Genomic DNA, 17,636 nt, shown 5'->3' on the forward strand with positions numbered 1-17,636 from the left:
TTATGGTTTGTTGACTGCAATAAAGCGGGTTTGTTCCCCTTGCATAATCAACATGGCAATAGGTTTACCGGCTGGTGCAGCCTGTACCACCGTCTTGAGATCAGCCGCCGTTTTAACCGGTTGGTTATTGACGGAGACAATAACATCACCCACCGTCAAGCCTGCTTGTTCGGCTGGACTATCTGCTAAAACTTGTTCGACCACAACACCATGGGTCAACTTGCGCGTGTTGAGTTCTTCACTACTCAATGTTGCAACAGCCACTCCTAACATCCCACTTTCACCGGGAGTCGTTGCAACTGGCGAAACTTCTTCATCATCCCCTAATTTTGCAATCGTAACATCCAAGCTCTTTTCTGCCCCTGCCCTCAGGAGTTTGAGGGGGACTTGTGTACCTACTGGCGTATTACCCACTAACAATGGCAAGTCAGAAGAAGATTTCACCTTCCCCTCACCAAACCCGATGATAACGTCCCCCGCTTGCACACCGGCTTTATCGGCAGGGCTACCCGGCTGGACGCTAGAAACCAATGCACCATCAGGCTGATTCAAATTAAAAGAGCTGGCTAAATCTTGATTCATGTCCTGAATCGCAACACCCAACCAACCGCGTTCGACTTTACCTTTGCTCTTAAGCTGTTCGATGACGGTTTTTGCCACATTCACCGGGATAGCAAACGAAATCCCCATGTAGCCACCGCTACGGCTATAAATCTGCGAATTTACCCCGACCACACGTCCGCTCAAGTCGAATAAGGGGCCACCGGAATTACCAGGGTTCACCGCCACATCAGTCTGGATAAAGGGAACATAAGTACCATCCGGCAAGCTGCGCGATAAAGCACTGACAATGCCCTGCGTCGCCGTGAGGTCAAGGCCAAACGGTGCACCAATCGCTACTACCCACTGCCCTACTTCCAAGCCATTCGAATCACCCAATTGCACGGTAGGCAGGTTCTCGGCTTTTACTTTCAGCAAAGCAACGTCACTGAGGGTATCAACTCCAATGATTTCAGCAGGTAACTCACGACGATCATTCAAGCCGACAGTAATAGATTTAGCATCCTCCACCACATGGGCATTGGTAACAATGTAGCCATCTGCTGAAATAATGAATCCTGAACCACTGGCTCGTGCACGCTCCGAACGCGGACTTTCGCTATCAGGCAAGCCCCGGAAAAAACGCTCCAATTCAGGTGGAAAACCTTCCGGTAAACCGCCCATACGCTTAGACGACGCGCTGGCTTCAACGCTGATGTTCACCACAGCCGGACTATTTTGTTTAATTAATGTCGTCAATTCTGGCAATGAGCCTGCAATCGGGGCAGGCGCTGGCGTGGTTACAGGGGCTGATACTAACGGCGCTGTGGTTTCTGCCAATACAGGCAGGCTTCCCAACACCAGTACAGAACTCATCAGCAAACCTGCGCTTAACATCCGCTGCTTACGTTTGAACATGAATGGCTTACTCCTTTGCAATAATGCTGTGTATAGCCATGATTGTGGCAGAAGCAACATTACCAAGGGTTTGCGGAAAGGTTACAAAATCTTCATGTTCTGCGCTCGTTAAAACAGGCGCTACGCAAGCGAGCCTCCACCCGTAACGCCGTCATGCGCTGTTTATCGGCTACAGCGGGGTATAAATGAAAATGGGCAGCCACTTCCTGCGCGTAACGACTTGCCATTTGCTCTACCCTATCGCGACTTTCCAGTGATAATGCCTGCAAGGTTAATAAACGTGGGGCAATGCGCTGCAAATAACGGGTACACAACGCATTTTCTGCCACTTTGCCCCACGTTTCACGCAATAACAATGGGGGAAAATGACTTGCTGCCAGCACGTCACTGGCAATCTCGCCATTAGCATTCAATGCCTGACCCGTACCATCTACCGCCCGTAAAAACCATTGGGCTTGCGGATTTTGCCCAGCATAGTGTTTAACCTGCTGCTCCAAACGGTAACTGAGCGGGGGTAGCCCACGACGTGCTTCTTCTGGGGTATTGTCCAGATCCAATTGACTGGCACTGATGCACTTCCAGACAGGGTGAACCGTTGCCTGGCGCATTTCCTGCCTCTGGCGACAACTGGCTAATAAAGCTAAGGGCTGGCGGGTAGTGTCTTCTAACAACCAAAACTCATAGTAATCGTCTTGAGGCAATGGCATTTGTGCCGTTTCCAGCACCGTCACAACCGCCACATACGCGCCTTCTACTGCGAGGGGGTCAATACTGGGGTCGAGAGGATAAGGCTTGAAACCGGCACTGCGTTCCCAGCGCCCGATCCGCGCATACCCAACACCGCGTGGCGTTATGCATTTAAACTGAAGCTCCCAGTCCACACCATTGAAACTCAGGGCACGCATCTGCTCATTAGCCACCACCTGCAAAACACCATTAAAAGGGTTGTGTAAGCGTTTGGCATAGGCATCCATACGGTTTAACCTGCGTTAGGGTTAGAACGGGGTCGTCTACGCCGCCGCTGCTCACCGCCGCTATTACCGGTCTGTGAACGGTGTTTATCCTGACCATGATGCCCCACCCGCTCACGTTGGCTACGCTGTGGACGCTGGAGTTCTGCTGGCAATAACGCGGCGGTGATCTTAGCTACTGGAATGGATTTACCCGTGTATTGCTCAATATCCGGCAAATAAAACGCCGTATCTTCACACGCAAAGCTGTGCGCTTCACCCGATGCCCCGGCACGCGCAGTACGCCCGATACGGTGCACATAATCTTCCGCTAATTGTGGCAAGTCGAAATTGAAAACGTGCGATACATCAGGAATATGCAAGCCCCGCGCTGCCACATCGGTGGCAATCAGAACCTGAAAATCCCCCGCTTCAAACGCTTGCAACAGCTTTTCACGTTTATTCTGGCGCACATCACCCGAAATCAGGTCAGAACTAATGCCATTCGCACGCAGGTAATCATCAATTTTCTCAGCGATATGCTTCGTATTCACAAACACAATGGCACGGAAAGGGTTTAGCTGACGAATCAAACCAATCAGCAAGGGGATTTTTTCTTCATTTGCCGGGAAATAAACATGTTCAGTGATATTATCCGCCCGCACCGATTCCGCTTCAATTTTGATTTGTTGCGGGTTATTCATGTGTTCGTAAGCCAATTCCAACACACGCTGTGACAACGTAGCCGAAAATAGCATGTTCAAGCGTTTCGTGGGTGGCGGCAGTTTCTGCATCAAGTAACGCACATCTTGAATGAAGCCCATGTCGAACATACGATCAGCTTCATCCATCACCAAGGCTTGGGCATGTTTCAGGGTAAATACGTGCTGCTTGTAATAGTCAATTACCCGCCCCGGCGTACCAATTAACACATCGACCGCCTGTTCAAACTGACGACGTTGCTTGTCATAACCCGCACCGCCGTACACCAACACGGAACGTAAGCCAGTATGCTTGCCCAACGCTTCAGCATCACGGGCAATTTGAATCGCCAATTCACGGGTCGGTGCCAGAATCAAACAACGCACCGTACCAGCCCCCGGATTCGGCAGTGGATTTTTCAACAAATGTTGAAACACCGCCACCAAAAATGCACCGGTTTTGCCCGTACCCGTCTGCGCTTGACCCGCAATATCTTGCCCCGCCAAGGCCAACGGCAAGGTTTCTGCTTGAATACGCGAGCAGAATTCAAACCCCGTCTCATCGAGCGATGCTAATAAGCGCTCATCCAACGGGAAATCAGTGAAACGTGTTTGACTTAAGTAGAAATTTTCCATTGCTGGAGAATATCACACTGACTCTGCAAGTCAGCACAAAAAGCACAACAACTTTTATCAATTTTTCAAGAAAACCCTAGGCAATGACATGCTGTCGACACATCAATATTAATATGTCGACAATGTTGCTATTTATCACTAAATTTACACTAAAACATATTCTAATAGTCGACATCGTGCGCTATTATTCTTTGCCTTCTTAACACCTATACGACATATTGTCGACACTATGCGGCGCTACCGGAGGCGTAATTATGAGTACAACAGATACCCTGGCACAGCATCTCGCCAGTACATTGGGGCTAAAAAATACCACTAATCTTTATTGGAATCAGTCTTCCCCAGTTCTTTACGAACAAGCACTCAACCGTAGCGAAGGTAAAATCAGTGAAGACGGGGTTTTTGTGGCTTATACCGGTACCTTTACAGGACGCGCCCCCAATGACAAATTCATCGTGGATGATGCCGGTTCACACGACAAGGTATGGTGGGGCAAAGTCAACAAGGCTCTGAGCGAAGCCCAATTCAATCAAGTCTTAGCCGATGCCCTGCAATTTTTAGAGGGGCGGGAATTGTTCGTACAAGATTTACTGGCAGGGGCAAACGCCGCCGATGAACTCCCCGTGCGGATTATTACGCAGTATGCATGGCACGCTTTGTTTGCACGTAATATGTTCATTCGACCCGATGACCTGAACCGTACCCTTGACGTTACTGAACCTAAATTCACCGTCATCCATGTACCGGATATGCAAGCCGACCCAGATAAGCACGGCACACATTCCGGGGCATTTGTCCTGTTAAACCTGACCCGTGGCCTGATTCTGATTGGCGGTACACATTACGCGGGTGAAATCAAGAAATCCATTTTCTCAGTCCTCAACTACCTACTGCCACAACGCGGCATTATGTCCATGCACGCTTCTGCCAATGTTGGCAAAAAGGGCGATGTGGCTATTTTGTTTGGCTTATCCGGCACGGGCAAAACCACCCTCTCCGCAGACCCTAATCGCGCCCTAATCGGTGATGACGAACACGGCTGGAGCGACACTGGCGTTTTCAATCTGGAAGGCGGTTGTTATGCCAAAGTCATCAACTTGTCGCCAGAACAAGAGCCAATGATCTATAAAACCACCCAAACGTTCGGCACAGTGCTGGAAAATGTGGTTATGGATCAAGCGACGCGTAAACTGAATTTGGATGACAACGGCATCACCGAAAACACCCGAGCCAGCTACCCGATCACCCAGATTCCGGGCGCGTTATATCCGGGTAAAGCCGGTCACCCCAAGCACATCATCATGCTGACGTGTGATGCGTTTGGCGTATTGCCACCGATTTCCAAATTGACGACAGAACAAGCGATGTATCACTTTATTTCGGGGTATACCGCCAAAGTCGCGGGAACCGAAAAAGGTGTGACTGAGCCAACCGCCACCTTCAGCACGTGCTTTGGCGCACCGTTCATGGCGCTGCACCCTTCCGTGTATGCGGACTTACTGGGCGCAAAAATCAATGAACACGGTGTTTCGTGCTGGCTGGTGAATACCGGCTGGACAGGCGGTGGCTATGGTGTGGGCAAGCGGATGAACATTCATCATACCCGTAGCATGGTCAACGCTGCGTTGAATGGTGATTTGGATCAAGTCGCTACTCGTCGCGATGCTATTTTCGGCTTAAACATCCCGGTTGCTTGCCCGAATGTACCCACGGAAGTGCTGGAACCTTCATCAACATGGGTAGATAAAGCCGCTTATGAAGCCAAAGCCACGTATCTGGCGTCTCTGTTCCACGAAAACTTTGCCAAATACAGCGAAGGTGTTGCAGAAACCATCTGTGCTGCTGGGCCATTAAAAGGTCGCGCTTAAATACACAGACTCCCTTACCCCCTCCTTTGCAAAAAGGAAGGGTTGGGGGAGAGGATTTTCTTCCGGCTAGTTAACCCCGCCGCAAATCCAACGTATACGGATAATCCGCATTCACCTCTTCCGGCGGCGGACTCATCGGCTGCGGCTTCGCGCCATGCTCATAGAACGAGCGCGTGGCTTCCGACAAGAACTTCGGCTCCAGCACCCCCGGCGTATGTTCCTCACGGAAACGCGAGAAGCGCCGACTTTCCGCCTCATATGCATTCACCGGGAAGATTTCAGAATTGCGCCCCCCCGGATGCGACACATGGTAAGTGCAACCACCCACCGAACGCCCATTCCAAGTATCAATAATGTCAAACACCAACGGTGCATGAATCCCAATGGTCGGATGCAACGCGGAAGGCGGCTGCCAAGCGCGGAAACGCACCCCAGCGACATACTCACCCTTCACGCCCGTCGCCTTCATCGGCACACGCCGCCCATTACACGCCACCACGTAACGCGAATCGGTCAGCCCATTGATTTTCACCTGCACCCGTTCCAGCGACGAATCCACAAACCGCGCCGTGCCCTGACTGCTCAACTCTTCGCCCAGCACATTCCACGGCTCTAACGCTGCCCGCAACTCCAGCTCAATACCGCAATATTGCACCCGCCCATACACCGGGAAACGGAACTCGTGGAACGGTGCCAGCCACTCCAACTGGAACGGATACCCCGCCGCCTGCAAGTCCGCGCACACATCCTTCATGTCTTCCCACACGTAATGCGGCAGCATGAAACGGTCATGCAACGCAGTCCCCCAACGCACCAGCCGATGCGCATACGGCGTGTTCCAGAAACGCACCATCAAGGTACGGATCAGCAACATCTGTACCAACGACATCCGCGCATGAGGCGGCATTTCAAAGCCACGGAATTCCAGCAAGCCTTGGCGACCGCTGAAAGAATCCGGCGAATACAGCTTGTCGATGCAGAACTCCGCCCGATGCGTATTCCCGGTAATATCAATCAACAAGTTGCGCAGCAAACGGTCAACCAACCACGGCTGGTCATTGTGTCCCTGCGGCATTTGCTGGAAGGCGATTTCCAGCTCATACAAACTCTCATCCCGCGCCTCATCGACCCGTGGCGCTTGGCTGGTCGGGCCAATAAACATGCCAGAGAATAGGTACGAAAGCCCCGGATGGTGCTGCCAAAACGTCAACAAACTGCGCAACACATCTGGCTGACGCAAGAACGGGCTATCACTCGGCGTAGCCCCACCCAGGGTGACGTGATTACCGCCACCCGTGCCAGTATGCCGCCCATCCAGCATGAATTTTTCCGCGCCCAACCGTGACAACCGCGCCTCTTCGTAAAGCAGCTCAGTATTCTGAACCAGTTCTTGCCACGTCTTCGCCGGGTGAATATTCACCTCAATCACCCCCGGATCAGGCGTCACCTTGAACGACTTCAAGCGCGGATCAGACGGCGGCTCGTAGCCTTCCAGCAAAATCGGCATCTGCAATTCAGCGGCAGTGGTTTCAATGGTTGCCACCAAATCCAGATAATGCTCCAAGAAATGCAACGGCGGCAGGAACACATGCAAGCGTCCTTCCCGCGCTTGTACGCACAAGGTGGTGCGCGGCACTTCGCGCCATTCCATCACCATCGTCTTGGTTGCATCGGCGTGTTGCAAGGTCGGCTCAGGCGGCGCGACATACGCACTGTAACGCTGCTCCACTTCACCGTGGAAATCTGCCAACGGCGGGCGGTCTTCAAACGGGCAAGGCTGCGCCTCGACTTCGCGCTCATCCTCCGCCGTCCACGCCAAACTATCCAGCGGCAGGCGGAAACCCATCGGCGAATTGCCCGGAATCAAATACATCGATTGACGGCGGAATTCCCACGGCGCACTTGCCCAACTCGACGCCAGTGCATCCCAACGCAACGGCAGCGCGTACCCTGTTGGCACATCCAGACCACGCTGTAATGCCAGTACCAAATCGTTGCGGTGCTTGCTGTCACGCAGGCTCAGGGTCAACCAGTCCACATTCACGGGCTGATTCGCCTCTTTCCACAAATAATACAAACGGTCTTCGTAACCCGGCACAAGGTATTTGGTATGCAAACCCAACTTGGCACACACCGTTTCGGCAAACAGCTTGGCGTGGGTATCGTTGTAACCGTAATCCTTTTGATCGTCGGCTACCAGACTTGAGTCTTTCCACACTGGCACGCCATCCGGTCGCCAGAAACACCCCAACGCCCAACGCGGGAACGGTTCACCCGGATACCACTTGCCCTGCCCAAACTGCAACACACTGCCCGGTGCAAATACTTTCTGCATCCGCCGCAACAGCACGCCCGCCCGTTCGCGCTTGTGCTCACCCAAGGCTGCCGTGTTCCACTCCGCCCCATCCATATCGTCGATGGAAACGAAGGTCGGTTCACCGCCCATCGTCAAGCGCACATCGCCACGCACCAAATCGGCTTCGACCTGATTGCCCAGTGCCAGCACGTCTGCCCATTGCTCATCCGAATACGGCTTGGTCACACGCGGGTCTTCGAGAATCCGGCGCACATTATTGTGGAAATCGAACTCGACTTCGCATTTATCGGTGAAACCATCAATCGGCGCAGCACTGCCCGGCGAAGGCGTACACGCCAACGGAATATGTCCCTCACCTGCAAACAGCCCCGATGTCGGGTCAAGCCCAATCCAGCCCGCCCCCGGCAGATACACTTCTGTCCAAGCGTGCAAATCGGTGAAATCCACCTCTGTCCCGCTAGGGCCATCCAACGCCTTTTGGTCAGCCGTCAACTGCACCAAATACCCCGACACGAACCGCGCCGCCAGCCCCAGATGCCGCAAAATTTGCACCAGCAACCATGCCGAATCGCGGCAAGAACCGGTTTTCTTGGTCAGGGTTTGCTCACACGATTGCACCCCTGGTTCAAGGCGGATGTTGTAACCGATGTCTTTTTGCAAGCGGCTGTTAATCGCAACCAGAAACAACACCGTATTAGGCTGCTTGAGGTCAACACCCTTCAACCATTCCTTCAGCAACTCACCGTCTTCGGCAATTTCCAAATACGGAATCAGCTCTTTCTGTAACGCCTTGTCGTACTGGAAGGGGTACTTCATGGCGTAATCTTCCACGAAGAAATCGAACGGGTCGATCGTCACCATATCGGCGATGACATCAACTTCCACGCTGAATTCGGTGGTTTTTTCGGGGAATACCAGCCTTGCCAGCCAGTTACCAAACGGGTCTTGCTGCCAGTTGATGTAATGCTTTTCCGGCTTGATCTTCAGGGAATACGCCAGAATCGGCGTGCGCGAATGCACCGCAGGGCGCAAGCGCACCACATGTGGCGACAAGCTAACCGGGCGATCAAATTTGTACCCGGTGTAATGGTTTAAAGCGACGTGAATACTCATTTAAAGCCCTTGCGATTGCTGTTGTCCGTTACGGTCGGGGTAAAACCATGTTTTGGCAATCTCGGTATGCAACATACCCAGTTCGCTCTGCAAATAGTCCATCAAGGTGTGTACCTGTTCGGCGGGAATCGCGCCAACATCTTGCGCTTGTGAATGTTCCAAAACCCGTTGCGCCATCGCCGTCGGCATTTCCGGATCAGGTAAATAGCGCATCCGCCGCCCCATTGCGGCTAAAGAATAGCCAACCGAACCGGGGAATACGTTGTCATTCATCAAAAAGCGCATTACACGCTGACCTTCGACCCGTGAATGGATGTGCTGCAAATACATCTGCCGCGCACTCAGGGCTTGCAACAGGTTTGTCCACAAAATGCCGTCGTATTTGCGCAGCGTATCGCTACGATCATCCGACAATAGCAATGAGGTCATTTCCAGAATCCGGCTGGTCATGTCGGTGCGTTCCAGATGCTTGCCGATTTGCATGAAATCGAAGCTGTGGTCGCGGCTCATATTGCTATCCAACGCGCCTCGGATGCACTGGCAATGTTTCATCACTTCGCGCAGGAAAATCTGGCGGGAGTAACGATCAGAAATGCGCGGTAAGCTGTTAGTCATCAGCAAATGAATCTGGTTAGCCTGTTCCCAGATTTCTTCCGGCAACACATCCAGTGAAGTACGCACGTTTTCGCGCACATTTGCCAAGGACGTGGCCAGAGATGACGGATTGTTGGTATCCGCAATCAAAAACTGCATGATATTGGCTTCATTGCCACGTTCGTAATGTTCGCTGAAAACCTTTTCAGCATTGAACAAGCGGATCAGGGTGAACCAATTGATTTCCATGCGCCCCGGCAAATCCATCAGCAAAGCGGTGTGCACGTTGATCAGGCGGGCAGTTTTTTCGGCACGTTCCAAATAACGCGCCATCCAGTAAACACGTTCAGCTACACGGGATAACATCAGACTTCCTCCCCTTCCACAACGTCGCCCACAATCCAAGTGTCTTTGCTGCCACCGCCTTGGGACGAATTCACCACCAATGAACCTTCCACCAAGGCCACGCGGGTCAAACCGCCCGGTGTAACAAAAATGTCCTTACCACTGAGGATGAACGGGCGTAAATCCACATGGCGCGGGGCGATTTTGATTCGGCTTTTCGGATCGTCCGCACGGCGATGCACGTCCGCTTCGGTATCAGTTTCGCACGACGTTGGTGTGACCGAAAGGCTCAAAGTCGGTTGGGCAATGTAATTGTTAGGGTCTTCTTGAATTAGCTTGCGGAATTCCTCGACTTTTTCGGGCGTGGAATGCGGCCCCACCAACATGCCATAACCACCGGATTCATTGGCAGGTTTCACCACCAATTCGGCAAGGTGTTCCAGCACGTATTCGCGGTCTTGTTCACGACGGCACACGTAAGTTGGCACATTCGGCAAGCTCGGCTCTTCGCCAAGATAGTAACGGATCATGTCCGGTACGTAAGCGTAGATCACTTTATCATCTGCTACGCCACATCCCGGTGCATTGGCGATGGCAACTTTACCCTCTTTCCATGCACGCATAATGCCGGGAACGCCCAACATCGAATCTTCGCGGAACACTTCGGGGTCGATGAAATCGTCATCAATACGGCGATAGATCACGTCAACACGCTCTAAGCCCTTGATGGTTTTCATGTAGACATAGTTGTCGTTACCCACCACCAAATCCGCGCCTTCCAGCAATACCAAACCCGCTTGCTGCGCGAGGAAAGCGTGTTCAAAGTAGGCGGAGTTGTAGATGCCGGGTGTCATTAAGGCAATGGTCGGGTCATCTAAATCAGGACGCAATGAGGCGAGCATTTCGTACAATTGCGCGGGGTAATTGCTCACCGGACGAATTGGCAAGGTGTTGAAGATTTCGGGCAATACGCGCTTGGTAATGTTGCGGTTTTCCAGCATGTACGCCACGCCGGACGGCACACGCAGATTGTCTTCCAGCACATACAGCACGCCATCGCTGTGACGCACCAAATCGGAGCCACAAATGTTCGCCCACACACTGTGCGGTGGGGTCATGCCGATGCACGCTTGGCGGTAGCCTTTGGATTGCAGTACGATGTCAGCGGGCATTACGCCGTCTTTGAGAATCTTACCGCCATTATAGATGTCCTGAATGAACATATTTAGTGCACGTATGCGTTGTTTTAGCCCTATTTCGGTGCGATCCCATTCCGTGGCGGGGATAATGCGCGGAATAATGTCGAACGGCCAAGCGCGGTCAATATTACCCGCATCGCTGTAAACCGTGAAGGTTATGCCCATTTCGCGGATAACCGCTTCGGATTCCTGCACACATTGGCGAAAACGGTCGGGGGTGAGGTGACGTAGATACTCCACCAGCTTGTAGCTGGCTTCTCGCGGTTGATGCACCGCAGCAATCAATTCGTCATATAACGAACCGGGATCGTACTGATTCCATTCTTTTTTCATAGACTTATTCCAGTCAGGAGTCGATGTTGTAAACAGCGGCTGTCAACAGCCTGCAAACCTTATTGTTGTAATACATCTAGCAAGATTCATGCCCACTGATTAGGAAACATGACAAGCAGGAACATAAAAACGAAAAAGCCCCTATCCCATAGAAGATGAGGGGCTAGGGTGAGAGATAGTTAACTTACTCGACCACGGACACTTTATTCATAATAATCGGTTGCACAGGAACATCGCCGTGCGGACCAAAATTACCCGTTTTCACGCCAACAATTGCATCAACTACATCCATGCCTTCGGTTACTTTACCAAATACCGCATAGCCCCAACCTTGTGGTGTTTCGGAGCGGAAGTTCAGGAAATCGTTGTTGTTAACGTTGATAAAGAACTGTGAAGATGCTGAATGCGGGTCATTAGTACGCGCCATTGCCAAGGTACCACGGTCATTTTTCAGACCATTGTTGGCTTCGTTCTTCACTGGCGGACGCTTGTCTGCTTTTTCCTTCATGGTTTCGGTAAAACCGCCACCTTGAATCATAAAGCCCGGAATCACACGGTGAAAAATCGTACCGTTGTAAAAACCTTCATTGACATAAGCCAGAATGTTTTCGACAGTTTTAGGTGCAGCGTTAGCGTCCAATTCAACTGTAATGTTGCCTTTGGTGGTTTCGATCAGAATAGTAGACATTTTATCTCCAGATTTGGATGGTTCAGCGGCCTTGTCAGCGACTTTATCGGCGGCATTGCAGCCAACAGAAGCGAACAGGCCAATCATCATGGCAAAAAGAAAACTTACAACACGTTTCATGCATAAACCCCGTATTTTTGATTGTGTTCAGGAAGTGCGCATCATACCGCGCACTTCCTGTTTTTCCAACCGATTACGGCAGTTCAACCTTGGGTGCTGGCTGCCAGCCTGCTTGGTGATGCTCGACAACCACCGTTGTGTAAATACCACCACGTACATTCCACACCCCGGTTAAGCGCATAAAACGTGGCTCAGTCGCAGCCACCAGATCCTCCAAGATTTTATTGGTGACAGCCTCGTGGAATGCCCCCTCTTCACGGTAGCTCCACATGTACAATTTCAGGGATTTCAGTTCAACATTTTTCTGGTCAGGCACGTATTCAAGCTTGAACTGCGCAAAATCTGGCTGGCCTGTTTTGGGGCAAATGCACGTGAATTCCGGCATGTCAATGCGGATCGTGTAATCACGCTGTGGGTTAGGGTTAGGGAAAGTTTCAAGGTCTTTGCTGGGGCGTGTGGACATGGTTGCTCCTGTGCCTCCCGATGAACAGTCGGGATAAGTTGAAAAGGCACAGGTTTATACCACGATACCGGCATTTGTCCAGAACCCCGGTATTTAACCATTTAAAAAATGGTCATTAACCTTAAGCCGAGAACAAAGACCAAGGCTGCAACCAACCCCGTGACAGCACCTTTGATAAACACGCTTTGCACTCCGGCAGCGTACTTAACCACGCTTTTATCGAGTTTGTCGATTTGGCGATCCCGTTGGGCAATGATTAAATCACGTTGATGCAGCGCTTCATCACGGTTCTGCAATTGCTGAAGCTGTTCTTTCAGTGTGTTTTCCAACGATTGGATGCGTAACGTTAATTCCTGAAGGCGTTCATCACGACGACGAATGTGTGCTTCTTTGGCAATAATCGTTTGATCACGGTCATGCAAACTGGTATCGCGTTTATTGAGTTGCTCATCACGTGCCTGAAGCTGAGCATCGCGCAAGGAAAGTGTGGTATCGCGCTCATGCAGGCTACTATCACGCTTTGCCACTTCAGTATCACGTAGGTGAATCTGTTGATCACGTGCTTGTAATGCCTCTTCTTTGTGCTGGAGGTGCAAATCACGCTGTTCGAGTTGCGCATCACGCTCGGCGATGGTGGCATCACGTTCTGCGATGGTTTCTTCACGTTCTGAAAGAAACTCATCGCGATCTTGCACCGTTTGGTCACGAAGCTGTAACTGCACATCACGTTCTGCAATGCTTTGATCCCGCAGATGCACTTCGAGTTGCAGGTTACGTACTTGCTCATCGCGGGCAGAAATTTCCGTGTCACGCACTTGCAGACTCGTATCGCGCTCTGTCAGGAACTCACCTAAGGTTTGGATGTGTTGGTCGCGCTCATTCAAAGAAGTATCCCGCTGCTGAACGGTATGATCACGCTCAGTCAGTTGAAAGTCACGTTCCCTTATGGTGTCGTCACGTTGCTGAATAGCGGCATTACGCTCTGTAAGCAGCGAATCCCGGAAATGAATGGTTTCGTCACGCTCCTGCATTTGCCCGTTGAGTTGCGCAATATGCCCATCGCGTTCTTTGATGCTGTGATCCCGTTCGCCGATGGTGACATCACGGCTTTGCATTTGGGAATCACGTAACTGCAATTGCTTGTCACGTTCGCGCAGTTGCAAGTCTTGCCCACTGATGCGCGTGTCACGCTCACGCAACGAAATATCACGTTCCTTCAGGCGGCGATCACGTTCTGTAATTTGCACATCACGTTCTTCAACCGTGCGATCACGGCTAGACAGGCGGGTATCACGATCCCGCAGGTCTTCGTCAGCTTTGTTAATGCGTTCATCACGCATCATTAATTGGCGATCACGCTCCGTAAGCTGGCTATCGCGTGCCTGTAAGTGATCTTCTAGTTCACGGATGGTTTGCAGAAAATCCAACCCTTGCTGATCACGACTACGAATCGCCTCTTCCCGCAAACGCAATTCGTTATCACGCTCAGCAACCGTGCGATCGCGTTCGCTGATTTCCCGATCACGCTGGCTTAAGGTTGCATCACGCTTTTCTACTTGCTGCTGCTGAATACCGATGCGCTGATCACGCTCTTGCAGCAGACTGGCTTTTTCCTTCAGTAACAGTTCACGGGCTTGAATTTGCTGATCACGCTCCGCAATGGTGCGATCACGGGATTGTAAGTGCTGATTCGCCAGATCAATATGGGAATCGCGGGCAGCCAACTGGCGGTCACGTTCCGAGAGGTGGTTATCCCGTTCGCTCAGGTGTTTGTCACGTTCCTTGAGCATTTTTTCCTGCTCTAAGGTTTGGCGGGTACGTTCCTGCAATAAAGTTTCGCGATCCAACAATTGCTGGTCTTTTTTGATAATGCTGTCATCACGGCTTTGCAGCAGCTTATCTTTACTTTGAATGGCTTGGTCGATACGTGACAGCGAACGGTCTTTGTCTTCAAGACTGCGGTCACGCATTTGGATTTGCAGTTCTTTTTCCTGCAACAATTTTTCGTAATGTGCTAAGTTTTGTTCGAGGTTATTTAAGCGGGTTTCGCGATCCTCCAGCATGGTATCCCGCTGTTGAACGGCACGATCCCGCGCGATCATGACGTCATCACGGTGACGTAAGGCTTTTTCCTTGTCTTCTAGCAATTGATTTTGCTGTGTTAATAGCTTTTCTTTTTCGCCCAGCAACCGTGCCAACGTTTCCATGCGTTTATCACGTTCGTCGATCCGTGCATCACGCACCCGAATGTGCCCATCTTTTTCTAGCAATAAGCCTGATATTTCGCGCAAGCGCTGATCGCGCTCTTGTAAACGTAGCGCCAACTCATCCACGCTGGTTTTCAATGCCTGCTTATCATTCAATGTGAGATAAACATTTGAATCCAGTTTCTTAAAAATATCGAGATCCTTTTCTTCTAATTTCATGATTGCTTCCTAAGCACTACCAGCACGCACCATTAGCAGACATTTGCCCTATCTGTGCAAAAACTCATGGAGAAATGCTCTGGATTTTGGCATAAATAATAATATTTCGCCATGCTACTTTTTACATTAGCGATTCCACAGATGCATTTGTGCGGTGCGCCATTCGCGTACTTGTCTATTTTCACCAGAAGCAGGGAAATCTAGGCGCAATTCCCCCGTTTCAGACGTGTTTAGCAATTTTATATCACGGGCAACATAACGTTGCATAACGCTAGGATGCGGATGATGAAAACGATTACGGTAGCCACTGGTCACAATACCCAAGGTTGGCGCAACCGCCTGAATAAAGGCGGGGCTGGAAGATGTCTTACTACCATGATGCGGTAGCAATAATACCTCAGCGCGTAAGTCTGCGGCCTGCTTGACTAACCACTTCTCTGCCGGACGCTCAATATCAGCCGTTAATAATACACTGTGGTAGGCATTTGCTATTTTTAATACACAAGAACGGTTGTTTTGTGTGACATCTGGAAATTTTTCATCTGGATGCAAGAGCATGAATTCAACCCCGTCCCACTGCCATGCCTGACCGGCCGTACACAAATCGGCATGATGAGCTGGCAAGGTATCCACGCTACTGACTAACACCTGACTAACCGGCATGGCGCTCACTAGCGCCGCTGCCCCACCGCTATGATCATTATCTGCATGAGACACGACTAAGGTATCGAGTTGCGTAATACCTTGCCCACGCAACCAGGGTAATACCACTAACGCCCCCGTATCAAAACTATCGGATACTTTAGGGCCAGTATCGAAAACCAAAGTATGATGCGCTGTTTGCACCACGCTGGCTAAACCTTGCCCAACATCCAACACGCTGACACGAAAAGCACCGTTCTCTACCTTGGGCGGTTGCCATAATACCAATGGCAACATCAGTAACATCCCCAACCAGCGTCCAGGCATTCCACGCGGCAACCACAAGATAACAAAGCCTAATAACGCCAGAAATAACCAAGGCATGGGAAGTAACGGCATGTACATTGCCGAAAAGGGGAGCGATGCCAACCACTCCAACACCCACATCAGCCACTCCAACAAGGTAGCCGCTAGGATCCAAACCCAGCTTGCGGCTGTTGCCCACCACCCTGCCAGCACAATCCCCAACAATACCAAGGGTGTCACCACAAACGTGACGATGGGAATAGCCAACAGATTCGCTAAGGGCGAACTCAACGAAATCATCCCGAAAAAACCAGCAGCCAAAGGAATCGTCCCCAGTGATAACACCAACTGCATCCACACCACTGCGGATTTGCCCAGTTTACGTTGGCGTATTCCCAACCATACCAGTAACGCCACCGTTGAAAACGATAACCAAAAACCCACGGATAAACTGGCTAACGGGTCAAGCAATAACACCAGCAACAAAGCAAGACTCATGGTGACACTGAACGGCACGTGTCGTCGCCACACCAAACCCGCCATAACCACCAGCAACATAATCAAGGTACGCTGGGTTGGAATATTAAAGCCCGCTAGCAATGCATAACCCGTTGCCAACACACCACCGGTTAAGGCTGCTGCTACCCGTAAGGGCAACCACAAATACAACATAGGGAACAAACGCCAGACTCCCCAAACCGGCAAAATACCCAAACTCGCCACCATCGTGATATGCAAACCCGAAATCGCTAACAGATGAATCGTGCCGGTTTTGCGCAACACCTCCCATTGTTGCTGAGGAATCGCTTCGGTATAGGCAATTGCCAACCCCTGCACCAACCCGGTCATCTCGGAACCTGACAAGGCCGTCGCAATTTTTTCCTGCAAATGCTGGCGCAGATGATTCGGTTGCCACCAATCGGCTGCGTCTAAGCGTTGATTATCCGCAGACTTGCGCACATAGCCACTTCCTCCAATGCGTTGCGTAAACAACCATTGCTCATAGTCAAAACCATTAGGGTTCATGAAACCGTTAGGGCGTTTAGCGCGTATCAGCAATTGCCAGCGCTCACCCGCACGAATAAAAGGAACATCATCCGCATACCAAGCTACCTTTAAATGTCCACGGTAATGTGGCGTATCAGCCGCAAACAGAAAACTTAAGCCATCAACCCGCTGTTCCGGCACATCAGCAACCATACCCGTTAGGAGAATGTCCTCACCTTCCCAAGCTTCCGGCAACCAATCCGCCCGTACCCCATGTGCAACCCATAAGGCGTAAACACTACCCAGCAACATCCCTGCCAATAGCGTCACCGCAACCCAACGCCGGTACAAACTCAAACCCACAATCAAGCCCGTGAGACTCGCAACAACACCCCAAAACAGTGCATCCATAACCGGTAGACGCGGCAAAACCAGCAACACCAACGTGCCTATAAAAAAACTCACTGAAAAGGTGCGCATATTTCGCAAA

Annotated in this window: 11 protein-coding genes; 1 reads left to right on the plus strand and 10 read right to left on the minus strand. The window is 51.2% G+C overall.

Annotated elements, in window-relative coordinates; all coding sequences use genetic code 11:
* From BLV87_RS04290 to BLV87_RS04300, 3 genes are all read right to left on the minus strand, one after another.
* Nucleotides 1-1,458, minus strand: a complete 1,458-nt coding sequence (locus tag BLV87_RS04290) for a DegQ family serine endoprotease (RefSeq protein ID WP_093065746.1) — start codon at nucleotides 1,456-1,458, stop codon at nucleotides 1-3.
* Nucleotides 1,459-1,550: 92 nt separating this feature from the next.
* Complete coding sequence (locus BLV87_RS04295; RefSeq protein ID WP_093065748.1) at nucleotides 1,551-2,432, minus strand: hypothetical protein; 882 nt, start codon at nucleotides 2,430-2,432, stop codon at nucleotides 1,551-1,553.
* Between the two features lie 5 nt (nucleotides 2,433-2,437).
* Entirely contained in the window at nucleotides 2,438-3,745 is a 1,308-nt protein-coding gene (locus tag BLV87_RS04300; protein ID WP_217629934.1) for a DEAD/DEAH box helicase, read from the minus strand.
* A 254-nt stretch (nucleotides 3,746-3,999) separates the two neighbouring features.
* On the opposite strand from BLV87_RS04300, the gene pckA reads away from it, so the two are divergent.
* Entirely contained in the window at nucleotides 4,000-5,613 is a 1,614-nt protein-coding gene (gene pckA, locus BLV87_RS04305) for a phosphoenolpyruvate carboxykinase (ATP) (RefSeq protein WP_093065750.1), read from the plus strand.
* A 70-nt stretch (nucleotides 5,614-5,683) separates the two neighbouring features.
* On the opposite strand, the gene BLV87_RS04310 is transcribed toward pckA, so the two are convergent.
* From BLV87_RS04310 to BLV87_RS04340, 7 genes are all read right to left on the minus strand, one after another.
* The gene (locus tag BLV87_RS04310) at nucleotides 5,684-9,043 is read right to left on the minus strand and encodes a transglutaminase family protein (protein WP_093065752.1); all 3,360 of its coding nucleotides are present in this window, start codon (nucleotides 9,041-9,043) and stop codon (nucleotides 5,684-5,686) included.
* Complete coding sequence (locus tag BLV87_RS04315; protein ID WP_093065754.1) at nucleotides 9,044-10,003, minus strand: alpha-E domain-containing protein; 960 nt, start codon at nucleotides 10,001-10,003, stop codon at nucleotides 9,044-9,046.
* Nucleotides 10,003-11,514 carry a circularly permuted type 2 ATP-grasp protein gene (locus BLV87_RS04320; RefSeq protein WP_093065756.1) on the minus strand — a complete coding sequence of 504 codons (1,512 nt, stop codon included), beginning with the start codon at nucleotides 11,512-11,514 and terminating at the stop codon, nucleotides 10,003-10,005. The genes BLV87_RS04315 and BLV87_RS04320 overlap by 1 nt, the downstream gene beginning before the upstream one ends.
* Before the next feature lie 184 nt (nucleotides 11,515-11,698).
* On the minus strand, nucleotides 11,699-12,322 hold the full coding sequence (locus tag BLV87_RS04325) for a peptidylprolyl isomerase (protein ID WP_175517837.1): 624 nt from the start codon (nucleotides 12,320-12,322) through the stop codon (nucleotides 11,699-11,701).
* A 73-nt stretch (nucleotides 12,323-12,395) separates the two neighbouring features.
* Nucleotides 12,396-12,785 carry a preQ(1) synthase gene (gene queF / locus BLV87_RS04330; protein WP_093065758.1) on the minus strand — a complete coding sequence of 130 codons (390 nt, stop codon included), beginning with the start codon at nucleotides 12,783-12,785 and terminating at the stop codon, nucleotides 12,396-12,398.
* A 101-nt stretch (nucleotides 12,786-12,886) separates the two neighbouring features.
* Entirely contained in the window at nucleotides 12,887-15,211 is a 2,325-nt protein-coding gene (locus tag BLV87_RS04335) for a coiled-coil domain-containing protein (protein WP_093065760.1), read from the minus strand.
* 126 nt (nucleotides 15,212-15,337) lie between these two features.
* A complete protein-coding gene (locus BLV87_RS04340; protein WP_093065762.1) occupies nucleotides 15,338-17,626 on the minus strand; it encodes a DNA internalization-related competence protein ComEC/Rec2 in 2,289 nt (762 codons plus the stop codon).
* Nucleotides 17,627-17,636 lie beyond the last annotated feature (10 nt).

Source organism: Thiothrix caldifontis (assembly GCF_900107695.1).
GTDB lineage: Bacteria > Pseudomonadota > Gammaproteobacteria > Thiotrichales > Thiotrichaceae > Thiothrix > Thiothrix caldifontis.

Bases quoted from the DNA above. Each gene is read 5' to 3' on its own strand.
- BLV87_RS04335 (WP_093065760.1), bottom strand. From the start codon at position 15,211: ATGAAATTAGAAGAAAAGGATCTCGATATTTTTAAGAAACTGGATTCA.
- queF (WP_093065758.1), bottom strand. From the start codon at position 12,785: ATGTCCACACGCCCCAGCAAAGACCTTGAAACTTTCCCTAACCCTAAC.
- BLV87_RS04325 (WP_175517837.1), bottom strand. From the start codon at position 12,322: ATGAAACGTGTTGTAAGTTTTCTTTTTGCCATGATGATTGGCCTGTTC.
- BLV87_RS04300 (WP_217629934.1), bottom strand. From the start codon at position 3,745: ATGGAAAATTTCTACTTAAGTCAAACACGTTTCACTGATTTCCCGTTG.
- BLV87_RS04320 (WP_093065756.1), bottom strand. From the start codon at position 11,514: ATGAAAAAAGAATGGAATCAGTACGATCCCGGTTCGTTATATGACGAA.
- BLV87_RS04290 (WP_093065746.1), bottom strand. From the start codon at position 1,458: ATGTTCAAACGTAAGCAGCGGATGTTAAGCGCAGGTTTGCTGATGAGT.
- BLV87_RS04340 (WP_093065762.1), bottom strand. From the start codon at position 17,626: ATGCGCACCTTTTCAGTGAGTTTTTTTATAGGCACGTTGGTGTTGCTG.
- pckA (WP_093065750.1), top strand. From the start codon at position 4,000: ATGAGTACAACAGATACCCTGGCACAGCATCTCGCCAGTACATTGGGG.
- BLV87_RS04295 (WP_093065748.1), bottom strand. From the start codon at position 2,432: ATGGATGCCTATGCCAAACGCTTACACAACCCTTTTAATGGTGTTTTG.
- BLV87_RS04310 (WP_093065752.1), bottom strand. From the start codon at position 9,043: ATGAGTATTCACGTCGCTTTAAACCATTACACCGGGTACAAATTTGAT.
- BLV87_RS04315 (WP_093065754.1), bottom strand. From the start codon at position 10,003: ATGTTATCCCGTGTAGCTGAACGTGTTTACTGGATGGCGCGTTATTTG.